Source organism: Nostocoides sp. HKS02, assembly GCF_009707485.1.
In the GTDB taxonomy this organism is placed as follows: domain Bacteria; phylum Actinomycetota; class Actinomycetes; order Actinomycetales; family Dermatophilaceae; genus Pedococcus.
In genome coordinates, this window is the sequence record NZ_CP046121.1 from 2,437,943 (window position 1) to 2,451,643 (window position 13,701).

Here is a 13,701-nt window from a genome sequence, read left to right on the forward strand (position 1 = left end):
CATGCCCGAGGCGACCACGGACGACCACCAGCGGCTGGCCAAGGTCCGGCTGCACGTCGTCACCGGCAAGGGCGGCACCGGGAAGACGACCGTCGCAGCGGCTCTGGCGCTGGCGCTCACGAGGCAGGGCAAGCGGGTGCTGCTCGCCGAGGTGGAGGGCCGCCAGGGCATCTCCCAGACCTTCGACGTCGCGCCACTCGGCCATACCGAGACCCGGATCCTCCACGACCGCACCGGCGGCGAGCTGTGGGGCCTGTCCGTCGACGCCAAGGAGTCCTTGCTCGAGTACCTCCAGAAGTTCTACAAGCTCGGCCGGGCCGGGTCGGTCCTCGAGCGGTTCGGGGCCATCGACTTCGCGACGACCATCGCGCCGGGCGTCCGTGACGTCCTGCTCATCGGCAAGGTCTACGAGGCTGCCGGTCGCCGCACCGGTCGCAGCGGCGGGCCCGCCTACGACACGGTCATCCTCGACGCACCGCCGACCGGTCGGGTGGTGCGGTTCCTCAACGTCAACGCCGAGGTGGCCGACGTCGCCCGGATGGGTCCGATCCGGTCGCAGGCCGACTCGATCACGCGCATGCTGCGCAGCCACACCACCGCCGTCCACGTCGTCACACTCCTCGAGGAGATGCCCGTGCAGGAGACGGTCGACGCCCTCGCCGACCTGCGGGCCGCATCGCTGCCGGTCGGGGCCATCGTCGTGAACCAGCTGCGGGTCCCCCTGCTGACCGACCGCGCCCTCAAGGCTGTCGCCGCCCGGTCCACCACCAAGCTGCGAGCCGGGGTGCGCGCCGACCTGGTCGCGGCTGGGGTCAAGGCCACCGACCCGCTCGTCGCCGGGCTGCTCGCCGACGGGCGGGAGCACGCCGACCGCGTGGCCCTCGAGCGCGAGCAGGACGCCCTCCTCGTCGCCCTGGGGCGCCGCATGGTGCGGCTGCCGTTGCTCGCCGAGGGCACCGACACCGGGGGCATCGCCGTGCTCGCGGCCCAGGTCGCCGAGCAGGGGATGGTCTGATGGCCACGCCGCCCGCCCTCGACCTCGCCGCCCTGCTCACCGACCAGCGGACCCGGATCGTCGTGTGCTGCGGGGCGGGCGGGGTCGGCAAGACCACCACCGCGGCGGCCCTCGGCCTCTGGGCCGCCGAGCAGGGACGGCGGGTGGTCGTGCTCACCATCGACCCCGCACGCCGGCTCGCCCAGTCCCTCGGCCTCACCGAGCTCGACAACACCCCGCGCCCCGTCGTCGGGGTCGACCCCGCTGCTGGCGGCTCGCTCGACGCGATGATGCTCGACATGAAGCGGACCTTCGACGAGGTGGTCGAGCAGCACGCCACGCCCGACAAGGCCGCCCAGATCCTCGCCAACCCGTTCTACCAGGCGGTGTCGAGCTCGTTCGCAGGCACGCAGGAGTACATGGCCATGGAGAAGCTCGGCCAGCTCCGGGCCGAGGCCGACCGCGACGGGCGGTGGGACCTCGTCGTGGTCGACACCCCGCCCTCGCGCTCCGCCCTCGACTTCCTCGACGCACCCAGCCGGCTCGGGTCGTTCCTCGACGGGCGCTTCATCCGGCTGCTGGCCGCACCGGCCAAGGCTGGCGGGCGCGCCGGGTTCAAGGTCTTCAGCGTCGGCGTCAGCGTGGTCAGCGGCACGCTCACCAAGGTGCTGGGGGGCGAGATGCTGCGCGACGTGCGCACGTTCGTCGCCGCCCTCGACACGATGTTCGGCGGGTTCCGCGAGCGGGCCGACCAGACCTACGCGCTGCTCAAGGACTCCGAGACGGCCTTCGTCGTGGTGGCCGCCCCCGAGCGCGACGCGCTGCGCGAGGCGTCGTTCTTCGCCGGCCGGCTCGACGAGGAAGGTATGCCGCTCGCGGGCCTGGTCGTCAACCGCATCCAGCGGGTCGCCGCACCATCGCTCAGTGCGTCACGAGCGCTGGCCGCAGCCGAACAGCTCGCCGATGCGTCGAACGGCACCGGAACCGCCGCCACCACCGAGGGCCTGCTGCGGCTGCACGCGACCTTGGCCGAGACCGCCGCCCGGCAGGAGGGCTTGGTGAGCCGGTTCACCGCCGGGCACCCCGGCATACCGCTGGTGGAGGTGCCGGCCGCGGCCCAGGACATCCACGACCTCACCGGGTTGCGCGGCATCGCCGCGGCACTGACGCAGGGTTCTCGCGTCTAGAAGGATGGATGCGGGTCAGGCACTCTCGGCGGGCGACTGCGAGCGGGCCTGCGCAAAGAGGGCCGCCCACGAGCTGATGTTCGGGCGCCGCTTGAGCAGGGCGCGACGCTCGCGTTCGGTCATGCCACCCCACACGCCGAACTCGGTTCGGTTGTCGAGGGCGTCGGCCAGGCACTCAGCGATCACCGGGCACCGCTGGCAGACCACCTTGGCCGTCTGCTGGGCCGCCCCCTGGACGAACAGCGCGTCTGGATCGGACTTCGCACAGGCTCCGAGCGGGGCCCAGTCATCCATCCAGGAGCCCCCCTGTCGGGCCGGCCGGGCTGGCGCGATCGTCATCTCTGTGCCTCCAGATACTGCTGATATTGGCGCTTCACCCTGCGCCATATGTCCGTATCGACGTTGAAAACGATAGAAAATGAAGGCACATCAACGACATGGCCCATTCGTGTAGTTCTGCGATGGCCAAATGGACTAGTCACTCTGAGCCAGTAATTCGGTGGGAATGACTAGCCCGCCCCGCTCGCTGTCCCACGACCTGCCCCACGACCCGCCCCGCCCCGCGCAGACGTCCCGACCCAACTTCGGCAGTTACCCTGTCGTCATGCATGGACGTGTCACCAACCTCGGCAACGTCGTCAGCCTGCTCGGAGCCTTCGTCGCCACGTCGATGGTCATGGGTCTGCTCGCGGCCGGTCTGCTGATCCCAGCAGTGGGCGCCACCGGCAGCGCGGCGACCTCCGGTGTCCAGATGTTCGACAACCTCCCGGGGGAGTTCACGGCCTCGCCGCTGTCGCAGCAGTCCAAGATCCTCGACGCCAAGGGCAACGTCATCGCCACGCCGCAGGAGGAGAACCGCATCATCGTCTCCCTCGACCAGGTGGCGCCGATCATGCAGAAGGCGCAGATCGCGATCGAGGACAGCCGGTTCTACGAGCACGGCGGGGTGGACCCGCGCGGCATCGCCCGAGCCCTCGTCTCCAACGCCCAGGGGTCGGGCACCCAGGGTGCGTCCACGCTGACCCAGCAGTACGTCAAGCTCACCCTCCAGGAGAACGCCCTGCGGGCGAACAACGAAGAGGCCGCCAAGGCCGCCGTCGCCCGCAGCTACACCCGCAAGCTCCAGGAGCTCAAGTACGCGGTCACCCTGGAGAAGGAGATGACCAAGAACCAGATCCTGCAGGGCTACCTCAACCTCGCGTACTACGGCGACCTGGCGTACGGCATCGAGGCCGCCTCGCAGCACTACTTCAGCACCAGCGCCAAGAAGCTCACGCTCCCCCAGGCGGCCCTGCTCGCCGGTCTCGTCCAGAACCCGGGCACGACCGACCCGGTGCACTTCCCGGCGAAGGCCCAGGCCCGCCGCGACGTCGTGCTTGACCGCATGCACACCCTCGGCATCATCAACGACAAGGACTGGACGGCCGCCAAGGCCATCCCCGTCAAGAAGATGCTCAAGGTCAAGCAGCCGCTGAGCAACTGCGCCGCGTCCAGCCAGCCTTACTTCTGCAGCTACGTGCTGGCTTACCTCAAGAAGATGCCCGAGCTCGGCAAGTCCGTGCCCGAGCGCATCAAGAACATCACCCAGGGCGGGCTGACGATCCAGACCACCCTCAACCCCGACATCCAGACCATGGCCGCCCACCAGCTGTCGCAGCGCGTGCCGGTCGGCAACAAGGTGCAGATCGGCGGTGCGGCCAGCATCGTCGAGCCGGGCACCGGCAAGGTCCTGGCCATGGTGCAGAACACGACCTATGGCACCGCGAAGAACGCCGCGGCCAAGGGCGTGACGCAGGTCAACTGGAACGTCGACCGGGACTACGGCGGTGAGAACGGTTTCCAGATCGGGTCCACCGCGAAGATGTACGCCATCGTCACGGCCCTGCAGAGCGGCATACCGGTCAACGGCACGATTCCCTCGAAGTTCGCCACCCCCACCAAGCCTGCGTTCTACTCGCTCAAGGAGCAGGGCGCCTGCCCGGCGATGCAGGACTGGCCGGTCCGCAACGACGACGTCATCGGGGGCAAGCCGCTTCCGTTCGCCACCGCCGTGGCCAAGTCGGTCAACACGGCCTTCGCCTCCCTCGTGTTCAAGCTCGGCACCCCGAACGTCCTCAACACCATGAAGAAGCTGCACCTGCACCAGGGCAGCGGTTCGGCGCCGCCGTGCCTGCCCGCTGCGGTCACCCTCGGCGCGACGGACACGACGCCGCTGACCCTGGCGAGCTCCTACGCGACGATCGCCGCCAACGGCAAGTACTGCCCCCCGGACCCGATCCTGTCGATCACCACCAACGACAAGAAGCCGCTGACGCTGCGGGCCAACCCCTGCGCGCAGGTCATCGACCCCGACATCGCCAAGGGCACGACCCAGCTGCTGACCCACGTGATCACCGAGGGCACCGCCAAGGGTGACGGCCTGTCCGGCGGGCGCCCGTCCGCCGGCAAGACCGGTACCACCAGCGACCACGTCGAGTCGTGGTTCGTCGGCTACACCCCTCAGCTGGCGACGGCGGTGTGGGTCGGCACGCCCTACAGCGAGCGGCCGATGCAGCGGATCAACCTCGCCGGGCAGTACTACCCCGAGGTCTTCGGCGCCACGATCGCAGCGCCGGTGTGGCAGGCGATCATGAACGGTGCGTCCCAGGGCTTGGCCATCCGCCAGTTCGACCAGCCGAGCGACAGGCTGCTCAACGGCGACCTCCTGGCCGTGCCCTATGTCAGCGGCATGACCATCGACCAGGCCAGCGCGGTGCTGCGTGGCGCCGGCTTCTCGGTGCAGGTCAGCGGCCAGACCAACAGCACCCTGCCAAGGGGTGTGGTGGTCTTCACGACGCCGAGCGGCACCGCGGTGCGGGGCACGACCATCGGGCTGGTCCTCTCGACCGGCAGCGTCCCGCCACCGCCACCGGCGCCGACACCGACCACGTCCGCGCCGACCCCGCCGACCCCGACACCCAAGCCATCGAAGAAGCACTGACCCAGGCGGTCGATGGCCTGCTGAGCACTACTGAGCCGGGCTCGGCAGTGCTCAGCCCTGGGGCAGCGCAGCCCTGACGGCCGCCGCGACACGGCCACCGTCGGCGCGCCCAGCGACCGCGCCCTGGGCCGCCTTCATGACCTGGCCCATCTGGGCCATGCCGGTGGCGCCGGTCGAAGCCACGGCCTCGGCGGCGATGGTCGCGAGCTCGTCGTCCGAGAGCTGGGCGGGCAGGTAGGCCTCGAGGATCGCGAGCTCGGCCTCCTCCGTGGCGGCCAGCTCGGGGCGCCCCGCGTCGGTGTATGCCGTCGCGGCCTCCTTGCGCTTCTTGGCCTCCTTGGCGAGGACCTTGAGCACGTCGTCGTCGGTGAGCTCGCGGGACTCCTTGCCTGCCACCTCTTCGGTGGTGATGGCGGTGAGCACCATCCGCAGGGTGCCGGCCCGCAGCTGGTCCCGAGCGCGCATCGCTGTGGTGAGGTCGCTCTGGACGGTGGCCTTCAGGCTCTGGTCGCTCATGGAGGCATCCTCTCAGGCGCCCGCAACCCCGATTTGCGAGGATGGCGGCGATGAACACTGCCCTGAGGTCTCTGGCCGGCGTCGCGGCGCTCGGTGTGGCCGGCGTCGGGTACGCCGGCCTCGTCGAGCGGAACGCCTTCGCGCTGCGCCGTTTCACCGTGCCCGTTCTCCCGGCCGGGTCGCGCCCGCTGCGGGTGCTGCAGATCTCGGACCTGCACCTCGTACCGCGCCAGTCCCGCAAGGTCGAATGGGTCCGCGGCCTCGCCGCGCTCGAGCCCGACCTGGTCGTCAACACCGGCGACAACCTCTCGCACGTCGACGCCGTGCCCGGGGCCCTGCGCGCGATGGAGCCCCTGCTCGACTTCCCCGGCGTGTTCGTCATGGGGTCCAACGACGTGTTCGGCCCCACCCCGAAGAACCCGGCCCGCTACCTCACCCGCCGCCACGCCGATGCGCCTCCCGGCCGGGTGCTGCTGCCGGTCGAAGACCTGCGCGCGGGCATGCGGGCGGGCGGCTGGACCGACCTCGACAACGCCCGCACGGTGCTGGACGTGGGCGGCCTGCCGGTGGAGCTGGTCGGCACCGACGACGCCCACATCAACCGCGACCGGTATGCCGCGGTGGCCGCTGCCGCCTCCCCCTCCGCCGCGCTGACCGTGGGGGTGACCCACGCGCCGTACCAACGGGTCCTCGACCCGATGGCGGCGGACGGGGCGCGCCTGCTGATCGCTGGGCACACCCACGGCGGCCAGCTGGCGCTGCCGATCTACGGCGCCCTCGTCACCAACTGCGACCTGCCGACCAACCGGGCCAAGGGGCTCTCCCGCTGGTGGCCGGGCGCCGGTCCGAACCCATCGGCCCCGGCGCCGCCGGACGCAGCGTGGCTCCACGTCTCGGCCGGGCTCGGCACCTCGCCCTACGCTCCGGTGCGGTTCGCCTGCCGCCCGGAGGCCACCCTGCTGACCCTGGTGGGCGCCGGTCGCTGACCCTAGTGACCGCGGGGCTGGCCGCCGCGGCATACCGATTGGGAGCGGCGACGAGAGGTGGGCTATCCTTCACTGTCGCTGCCCGAGTCGGATTGACGCGGGTGGCGATTGCCACGGGGTGTGGCGCAGCTTGGTAGCGCGCTTCGTTCGGGACGAAGAGGCCGCAGGTTCAAATCCTGTCACCCCGACCACCACGTTTCCGCAGGTCAGAGTAATGATGGTTGCCACGGCGGCTCCATCGCCGAGAGCGAGAATCGCGGCGCGCGAGCCCGTTACGAGCTTCCACTCATCTGCCGCTGAGCGGACGTGTGGGCGACTATGGCCTTGCAGGGGGTGCATGACCCTGGCGTGGTAGCCCTAGGAACGAACGAACCTCAGGCAGACCGACTCAGCCGTCCCCTCATTGCCGTTGCGATCGGTTCAGATTCCGAGCGCGGAGTCGGGTGAACACGTAGCTGAGGACCGCGCCGACGAAGAGCCCTTGCAGAGTGGATATCGCCGTTACCACGACGATTCCGTTCGACGCGGCAACAAGTAGCGGGTAGAAGAGGACCGTGGAGGGCGCTCGCGCGATGTACCACACCGCGACCACTCAGCCCACGTCGTTGACGGCCGCCAGGAAATGTGTGCACGTCCAAGTGAATGCCCAGCCAAGTGCGATCCCGAACCCCGTCAACATTTGGCGCTTAGTAGCGTCCGCGCCTCTGAAGCGAACCTCACCCCCGTTCGCCATGGGGGTGGGTATGCCCCTCTGGACTCCGCTCATGTAGCCGCGTTCCGATAGGTCGCAGACTCCGTGTGCAGCATGGCCAGCAGTGGACCGCCGAGACATTGGCGGGACGGACAAGCCCGTCACGAAGGCTCGTGAGGACTTCCTAACTGGCTCAAGCGCGGCTCGGCGGCGAACCGCACGGCCGCGATGGGGCCTCCTCCCTGCGCGCGCCTCGCGCCCCACCCCCACCCCACGCCGAGACACGCCAAAGGCGCCCACCGATAGCAGACGCCCCGACTCATCTCGGCTCTACGCGATCATGACCGCATGAGCCCTCGTCTTGGAGCCAGGCCGTACACGGTAGCCACATCAGCCGCCAGCAGCGCCGTTGCCGCCGTCTGCCGGGGAGCCTTGGTCGCACTCCGCCCTACGCTCGACATGGTCTGCATCGAACTTGACGGCGCCTATCCGTGGCCCGACGAGGGCACCCGCAAGGCTGTGACTGGCCCACGGGCACGGCCAAAGCGCTGGAGCTTCACTCGCCAGCGGCCGCACGGCACAGATGACATCGCCGCCGACCTGTGGGCATCCGACGACGACCAGTTTGCCGCGGCCCTGACCACTGCGTCGGACACCGCCTTCGCCCTGGCCATCGCCACCAGTGGCCACACGCCGTACTACGTCAACAAGGTCGACGGAGTGCGACGCTTTGAGCTGACCGATGACGAGTTCACTGTCGCGGTGGAGTACATCAGCAGCGCGGGCCAAGACCCGGCATACCTGATCCCATTCAGCTGACCCTCCGAAGTCACCCTTCTGCCTCCGACCCCGAGCCCGCGTGAGCCCGCAGACCCGTGCGAGCCCTTCGGCGCCTCCTGGAGGCTCCATGTCGGCCCCACCTGACCCGGGCAGGTGAAGATCCGACGGTTGACCGCGACGCTCCTGCCACCTGCTTTCGCTCGGCGTTCTAGGCTCGTGCCCGTGACCGAGGTGGATCCTGAGGACGACGCGATCCAACGGTTCGTGGTGCGCCACTTCCGGTACGACTCCGCACGCCGGGAGCGTCGGCACGTGGTCGTCGCCGCCTACGACAACGAGCCGGAGTTCATGGCTCGGATCGAGCAAGAGCAGCTCCAGCTCGACCGGCGCCGGGCGAGCGGAACACCGGTCGATCCCAGCGAGCACGTGACCGGCGTGGTCCATGACCCGGGCCATTCACGACTCGCCGCGAACGGCCGCCTGGTCAAGCGCGCCTTTCGCCATGGCGTGGGTGCTGGCCCGTGGCTGGACGACGTCGAGCTTCCGCGCAACATGGGGGTGATGCGTCCAAGTGATCCTCCAGACCCGCATCACGTGCCTGCCGTGAAGCGAGCCCTGCAGACGCTCCGCCGCGTGTGGGCCGCCCGCAGCTGAGGGTCGTACCTGAGGCAGGGCGGCTGGACTTTCATCTTCGCCGGCATCGCGTGGCGCAGCGTCATGGAGGCGGCTCCTGACCCGCCCATGCGCGCACCGGATCGCCTTGTCCTGCAACGAACCCGGCAGCGTTGATCTCCCCGAATCGGGGCCAGTTGGCCCCGATTCGGGGAGACGCGGGCAGTCGACAGCTCCTCAGAGCTTGTTCTGCCGGTCCAACGCGACGGCACTGAAGGCCCCCACGAGGACCGTGGCAGTCCCGTCGGCGTTCACGTGCACCGGTGTCGCGCCGTTGGTGCACTGGCCACCGGCCGCCTTGCTGATCGTGACGTCGCAGTAGCTGCCCTGCGCGAGCCCGGTCTGCACGGTGACGGTCTGCGCAGCCGCGCCGTTGTTGAACGCCGCCCACCCGCGGTGGCCCTTGCTGAAGGCGATGACGTTGTCGCCGTCGGTCCAGAAGTTCGACCGGGCCGCGGTGCCGACGTCGTTGTGCCAGCCCACCATCCCGAGGATCCCCGGGTTGCGGTGGGTGCACGTCCACTGCCCGTTGCTGCAGTCGGCGTCGGCGATGATGCCGTTCGCGTCAGACGGCGGCGAGTCGTCGGCGGTGTTCCAGTTGAACCCGGAGAACACCTGCGGGTGACCGTAGCCGTCGGCGAGCAGCCACTCGTTGGCGAGGAGGTAGCGAGCGCCGTCCTTGTAGTTCAGCGCGTCGCCGTTGCGCTCGGTGTCGTGGTTGGTCACGAACGAGAGCGTCTTGGCGCTCGGCGTGAGGCCGGAGCCGGCACCGAAGACCTCGAGCGTCGCGAGGCTGCCGACGTGGTCCTTCTGGTAGCTCTTGAACGCGTCGCGGATCTGCTTCACGTCGTCGAGTCCGAGGACGTTGCCGCTCGTGGTGAACGCCTGCGGCGAGAGTATGCCGGGGGCGCCGCCGAAGACCTCGAGGGCCCAATACGGCTTCACGTGGTCCTTGGTCCGGTGCAGCAGCGCGTAGATGGCGTCCAGGTCGGACTGGCCGACGTGCTTGGCCGCATCCACCCGGAACCCGGAGACGCCATAGCCGATCAGCGTGTTGAGGTAGTCGGCCAGGGTGTTCTGGACCTGCGGGCTGGAGGTGTCGAGGTCGGCCAGGCCCAGCAGCTCGCACTTGAACACCTGGTGCTTGTTGTTGAAGTCGTCGATCCCGCCCGTGGCCGTCGGGCACTGGTCCGGCCCGGTCCCCTGGTGGTGGAAGTTGCTCGCGTCATAGACGCCCGGGTAGCTGAAGTGCGTGTAGGTCCGGCCGCCATACGAGGTGCTGCCCTGCCCCGTCATGTGGTTGATCACCGCGTCGACGTAGACGCGCACCCCCGCCGCCCGACACGCGCTCACCATGGCCTTGAACTGCGCCTCCGAGCCCATCCGGCTCGTCAAGGCATAGTCGACCGGCTGGTAGACCTCCCACCACGGATGCAGGACCGTGGCGCTCCCGTCGCCGAGGGAGGTCCGCTTCAGCGAATCCTGGGGCGGCGCGACCTGCACGCCCTTGAAGCCGGCCGGGCCGAGGACGTTCGTGCACTCCGCGCCCACCGAGTTCCAGTTCCACTCGAACAGGTTGACCGTGACGCCCGGCACGTCAGTGCGAGCGCTGTGCTCCCGCGGGGTGCCACCCGAGGCCGACCCCGTGATGGCGAAGCCCGCAGCCAGTACCGTTGCCGCCGCCAACGCCGTATGCCGCGCCGCACCCCGGTGAAGGCGGCGCGCAAGACTTGTGTACATCAGCACTCCTTTGTGCTCGACAAGGAACGCTGAGCGACAGCGCCCCGTCGTTCATCGTGACGCAGATCACATCCCGTCGCCACCGCGCCGCAAGCCCCGGCTGGTGCCGAACGGGTGCATTTCCCCTCAATTGCGTCAGGCCATCGAATCCGCTCACGCCAGTAGAGGACGATGGCGACATGACCTCCACACGCGACAATGCCGAAAGGGCGGACATCTTCACGCGGCTCGCCTCGAAGACCTCCAAGGTGCTCGGGCACGCCTGGGTGTTCGCCGCAGCCGTGGCGGTGCTCATCGTCTGGGCGCTCACCGGTCCCCTGCTGGGCTTCTCGAACACCTGGCAGCTGATCATCAACACCGGCACGACGATCGTCACGTTCCTGATGGTGTTCATCATCCAGAACACCCAGAACCGCGACAGCGCCGCGCTCCACGTGAAGCTGGATGCCGTCATGCGCGAGCTGCAGGTGAACAACGCCAAGCTCTACGGGGCCGAAGACGAGGGCGAGAAGGAGCTGGAGGAGCAACGGCATCGCTTCGAGGAACAAGCACAAGCCGACGAGCGCTGACCCCCGGATCACCGGTGAAGGAAGGGCGGCGGATGCCACCTGCGGAGCGCTTCGAAGGGTCTCGATGGCGGCAGCTGGCCGACTGGGCCTGGCCGAGCCATCCCGCGCAGTGGCGTGACGTCCCCCGGCGGCTGCGACCCACCCTCGTCACGGTGTTCCGGCTCAGCGCGGCCGCGGTCGTCGCCTACCTGATCTCCCAGGTACTGACCCACGGCGCGCTCGACCTCACCGGCCCACTGACCGCCCTCCTGGTCGTCCAGGCGTCGGCGTTCTCGACGATCAAGATGGGCGCGGTCCGGGTGGGCGCGGTGCTGTCCGGCATCCTCGTGGCGACGCTGCTGTCGACCTGGATCGGGCTGACCTGGTGGAGCCTCGGCGCCGCGATCGCCGCATCCCTGCTGTTGGCCAAGGTGCTGCGCCTCGGCGAGCAGGCGCTCGAGACCCCGATCAGCGCCATGCTCATCCTGGGCGTCAGCAACCACGACGTCGCCGCCCAGACACGGATCCTCACCACCCTGATCGGCGCTGCCGTCGGCGTCGCGTTCAACCTCATCTACCCGCCCGCGATGCCCACGGGACCGGCGCGGCAGGCCCTGTTGCGGGTGGTCGAGGCCGCGGCAGCCCCGCTGGATGCCGCCGCCGACGCGCTCATCGACGGTCCGGTGACGCGGGCGCAGGTCGACGAGTGGATCGGTCGGGTGCGCTCGGCGAATCGCGAGGTCGCCCAGGCCACCTCGGTGATCGCCCTGCTCAAGGACAGCCGCCGCTTCAACCCGCGCGCCCTGGGGACCGTCGACGTCGAGCCCGTCCTCGCCTCGGCGCTCGACAGCCTCGAGCACTGCCTGTTGGCCATCCGCGCGCTGTTCTCCGTCCTGCTCGCAGAGGTGCCCCCGAGGAGGAACCCGACGACCCCTACGGCGGTGAGCTGCGGACGGCATTCGCCGTCGTCCTGCACGACACCGCTGACTGCCTGCGCGCGTTCGGGAGCCTGGTCATCGCCGAGGCGGAGGGACGTGAGCAAGAGACCGAGCAGGCCCTCGCCGAGAGCCTCGACATCCTCCGCGAGACCCAGGCCATTCTGACCGAGCTCATCCTGGTCGACGCCCGCGAGGACACCTCGTCGTGGCTGCTGCGCGGGTCGATCCTCGCCGCCGTGGAGCAGGTCCTGTCACGGCTCAACCTCGAGGACCGTGCCCGGATCCACCGACGCTGGCAGGAGGAGCAGCAACGTCGCCCGCTCGCCCAGCTCCCCCAGATCGTCCAGGACGTACTTCCCCACCCCGAGCGGCCCTACCCCCGCGGGCTGGAGCCGGGGCGCAGCCGGCGGCGCCGACCTGCCCCCGACGAGTGACGTCCACCCACGCGTGGGGCGCCACCCCGCGGCATACGCGAGGATGGGTGTATGCCGGACATCTCCCCTTCCCCTGGTGGGGTGCGCGTCGAGCGCGTCGTGACCACCGGGTCCCTGACCAGAGCCCATGGCGACCTCACGCTGGAGAACAACACCTGGATCATCGGCGACGACGACGAGTGCGTGATCGTCGATGCCGGGCACGACGGACGCGCCATCGTCAAGGCCATCGCGCGCGGTCGGGCCGTGAAGGCGGTGCTGGTCACGCACGGTCACTTCGACCACCTCGACGCGGTGGGCGAGGTGTGCGACGGCACCCGCGCACCGGCATACCTCCATCCGGCGGACCGCTTCTTGTGGGACGAGTACTACCCCGTGACCCCGGACGGCGACCTGGCCGACGGCGACACGTTCACGGTCGGCGATGTGGAGCTGACGGTCCTGCACACGCCGGGGCACACCCCCGGGTCGTGCTCGTTCCACGCGCCGGCGCTGGGGGCCGTCTTCACCGGCGACACGCTGTTCCCGGGCGGGCCGGGGGCGACGCGCCACGACTACAGCGACTTCACCACGATCATCGACTCGGTGCGCACCCGGTTGTTCACCCTGCCCGGCGACACGGTGGTCCTGCCCGGCCACGGTGACACCACGGTGATCGCCGAGGAGGCACCACACCTGCAGGAGTGGGTCGACCGCGGCTGGTGAGCACGCTGGTGAACGCGCCGGCTCAGAGCAGCATGCGCCCGGCGAGGACCAGCAGGACCGCCGCGGCATAGAGCAGGGCGGCGACGACGACCACCGCGACCACGACGTGGCCGATCCACCAGCGCGACGCATGGTGGGGCAGATGGACGTTCAGGTGAGTCAGATCTGTGCGCACTGCGCACCCCCTTCATCAGGACCCGGCCTGCTTCGAGGGTACGACTTCGGCGGTGGAGGTGGGGTGAAGCAGCCGCCTCGGCGCGCCGGGTCAGCCGGTGTAGCCCTCGACGGTGCGGGCGTCGCGCACCTGCGCGCCGTCGGGGTTCTCGCCGAACTCGCGGCGGGCCCGCCTCTGTCGCAGCAGGTCCCAGCACTGGTCGAGCTCCACCTCGACGTTGCGCAACCGCTGGTTCTCCTCCTCGACGCTGATCTCGCCGGCCCCCAGACGTGACCGGAGCCCGTGCTCCTCGTCGATGAGGTCCCTGATCCGTTGCTGGATGTCGATGTCGTTGGCCACGAGCCCACTATGGCAC

At 69.6% G+C, this 13,701-nt stretch carries 15 protein-coding genes and 1 tRNA gene; 11 read left to right on the top strand and 5 right to left on the bottom strand.

From position 1 onward, the window contains the following. The first annotated feature begins 1 nt into the window (after window position 1). The gene (locus GKE56_RS11720; protein ID WP_154684692.1) at window positions 2-1,015 is read left to right on the top strand and encodes an ArsA-related P-loop ATPase; all 1,014 of its coding nucleotides are present in this window, start codon (window positions 2-4) and stop codon (window positions 1,013-1,015) included. Continuing rightward, window positions 1,015-2,181, top strand: coding sequence for an ArsA family ATPase (locus GKE56_RS11725; protein WP_154684693.1), 1,167 nt, complete (start codon window positions 1,015-1,017; stop codon window positions 2,179-2,181). The genes GKE56_RS11720 and GKE56_RS11725 overlap by 1 nt, the downstream gene beginning before the upstream one ends. A gap of 15 nt (window positions 2,182-2,196) precedes the next feature. On the opposite strand, the gene GKE56_RS11730 is transcribed toward GKE56_RS11725, so the two are convergent. Continuing rightward, entirely contained in the window at window positions 2,197-2,475 is a 279-nt protein-coding gene (locus GKE56_RS11730; RefSeq protein WP_230208926.1) for a WhiB family transcriptional regulator, read from the bottom strand. 310 nt (window positions 2,476-2,785) lie between these two features. Here GKE56_RS11730 and GKE56_RS11735 point away from each other — a divergent pair, with 310 nt between their 5' ends. Then, the gene (locus GKE56_RS11735; RefSeq protein ID WP_154684695.1) at window positions 2,786-5,161 is read left to right on the top strand and encodes a transglycosylase domain-containing protein; all 2,376 of its coding nucleotides are present in this window, start codon (window positions 2,786-2,788) and stop codon (window positions 5,159-5,161) included. 51 nt (window positions 5,162-5,212) lie between these two features. Here the strand turns inward: GKE56_RS11735 and GKE56_RS11740 are convergent, their stop codons facing one another. Further along, the gene (locus tag GKE56_RS11740; protein WP_154684696.1) at window positions 5,213-5,677 is read right to left on the bottom strand and encodes a GatB/YqeY domain-containing protein; all 465 of its coding nucleotides are present in this window, start codon (window positions 5,675-5,677) and stop codon (window positions 5,213-5,215) included. 50 nt (window positions 5,678-5,727) lie between these two features. Between GKE56_RS11740 and GKE56_RS11745 the strand changes: the two genes are divergently transcribed. The 4 genes from GKE56_RS11745 to GKE56_RS11760 all read left to right on the top strand — a co-directional run bounded on the left by GKE56_RS11745 (window position 5,728) and on the right by GKE56_RS11760 (window position 8,788). Then, window positions 5,728-6,663: a metallophosphoesterase gene (locus tag GKE56_RS11745; RefSeq protein WP_154684697.1), complete on the top strand. Its 936-nt coding sequence runs from the start codon at window positions 5,728-5,730 to the stop codon at window positions 6,661-6,663. A 114-nt stretch (window positions 6,664-6,777) separates the two neighbouring features. Then, window positions 6,778-6,854, top strand: a tRNA-Pro gene (locus GKE56_RS11750). Window positions 6,855-7,813: 959 nt separating this feature from the next. After that, window positions 7,814-8,173 (top strand): hypothetical protein, encoded by a 360-nt coding sequence (locus GKE56_RS11755; protein WP_154684698.1) that lies wholly within the window; start codon window positions 7,814-7,816, stop codon window positions 8,171-8,173. Between the two features lie 183 nt (window positions 8,174-8,356). Next, a complete protein-coding gene (locus GKE56_RS11760; protein WP_154684699.1) occupies window positions 8,357-8,788 on the top strand; it encodes a hypothetical protein in 432 nt (143 codons plus the stop codon). Between the two features lie 195 nt (window positions 8,789-8,983). Here the strand turns inward: GKE56_RS11760 and GKE56_RS11765 are convergent, their stop codons facing one another. Further along, entirely contained in the window at window positions 8,984-10,546 is a 1,563-nt protein-coding gene (locus tag GKE56_RS11765) for an alpha-amylase family protein (protein ID WP_154684700.1), read from the bottom strand. A gap of 179 nt (window positions 10,547-10,725) precedes the next feature. Here GKE56_RS11765 and GKE56_RS11770 point away from each other — a divergent pair, with 179 nt between their 5' ends. The 4 genes from GKE56_RS11770 to GKE56_RS11785 all read left to right on the top strand — a co-directional run bounded on the left by GKE56_RS11770 (window position 10,726) and on the right by GKE56_RS11785 (window position 13,171). Continuing rightward, window positions 10,726-11,115 carry a low affinity iron permease family protein gene (locus GKE56_RS11770; protein WP_154684701.1) on the top strand — a complete coding sequence of 130 codons (390 nt, stop codon included), beginning with the start codon at window positions 10,726-10,728 and terminating at the stop codon, window positions 11,113-11,115. A 32-nt stretch (window positions 11,116-11,147) separates the two neighbouring features. After that, window positions 11,148-12,197 (top strand): aromatic acid exporter family protein, encoded by a 1,050-nt coding sequence (locus tag GKE56_RS11775; RefSeq protein WP_154684702.1) that lies wholly within the window; start codon window positions 11,148-11,150, stop codon window positions 12,195-12,197. A gap of 71 nt (window positions 12,198-12,268) precedes the next feature. Beyond that, a complete protein-coding gene (locus GKE56_RS11780; protein WP_154684703.1) occupies window positions 12,269-12,466 on the top strand; it encodes a hypothetical protein in 198 nt (65 codons plus the stop codon). Window positions 12,467-12,517: 51 nt separating this feature from the next. Further along, the gene (locus GKE56_RS11785) at window positions 12,518-13,171 is read left to right on the top strand and encodes an MBL fold metallo-hydrolase (protein ID WP_154684704.1); all 654 of its coding nucleotides are present in this window, start codon (window positions 12,518-12,520) and stop codon (window positions 13,169-13,171) included. 22 nt (window positions 13,172-13,193) lie between these two features. On the opposite strand, the gene GKE56_RS11790 is transcribed toward GKE56_RS11785, so the two are convergent. After that, window positions 13,194-13,346 (bottom strand): hypothetical protein, encoded by a 153-nt coding sequence (locus GKE56_RS11790; protein ID WP_154684705.1) that lies wholly within the window; start codon window positions 13,344-13,346, stop codon window positions 13,194-13,196. Window positions 13,347-13,436: 90 nt separating this feature from the next. Further along, window positions 13,437-13,685 (bottom strand): DUF2630 family protein, encoded by a 249-nt coding sequence (locus GKE56_RS11795; RefSeq protein ID WP_154684706.1) that lies wholly within the window; start codon window positions 13,683-13,685, stop codon window positions 13,437-13,439. Between the last annotated feature and the right edge of the window lie 16 nt (window positions 13,686-13,701).

Excerpts from the sequence above, each read along its gene's own strand:
- GKE56_RS11730 (WP_230208926.1), bottom strand. The coding sequence starts at position 2,475 with ATGGATGACTGGGCCCCGCTCGGAGCCTGTGCGAAGTCCGATCCAGAC.
- GKE56_RS11775 (WP_154684702.1), top strand. The coding sequence starts at position 11,148 with ATGCCACCTGCGGAGCGCTTCGAAGGGTCTCGATGGCGGCAGCTGGCC.
- GKE56_RS11740 (WP_154684696.1), bottom strand. The coding sequence starts at position 5,677 with ATGAGCGACCAGAGCCTGAAGGCCACCGTCCAGAGCGACCTCACCACA.
- GKE56_RS11735 (WP_154684695.1), top strand. The coding sequence starts at position 2,786 with ATGCATGGACGTGTCACCAACCTCGGCAACGTCGTCAGCCTGCTCGGA.
- GKE56_RS11770 (WP_154684701.1), top strand. The coding sequence starts at position 10,726 with ATGACCTCCACACGCGACAATGCCGAAAGGGCGGACATCTTCACGCGG.
- GKE56_RS11785 (WP_154684704.1), top strand. The coding sequence starts at position 12,518 with ATGCCGGACATCTCCCCTTCCCCTGGTGGGGTGCGCGTCGAGCGCGTC.
- GKE56_RS11755 (WP_154684698.1), top strand. The coding sequence starts at position 7,814 with ATGGTCTGCATCGAACTTGACGGCGCCTATCCGTGGCCCGACGAGGGC.
- GKE56_RS11725 (WP_154684693.1), top strand. The coding sequence starts at position 1,015 with ATGGCCACGCCGCCCGCCCTCGACCTCGCCGCCCTGCTCACCGACCAG.
- GKE56_RS11765 (WP_154684700.1), bottom strand. The coding sequence starts at position 10,546 with ATGTACACAAGTCTTGCGCGCCGCCTTCACCGGGGTGCGGCGCGGCAT.
- GKE56_RS11720 (WP_154684692.1), top strand. The coding sequence starts at position 2 with ATGCCCGAGGCGACCACGGACGACCACCAGCGGCTGGCCAAGGTCCGG.
- GKE56_RS11745 (WP_154684697.1), top strand. The coding sequence starts at position 5,728 with ATGAACACTGCCCTGAGGTCTCTGGCCGGCGTCGCGGCGCTCGGTGTG.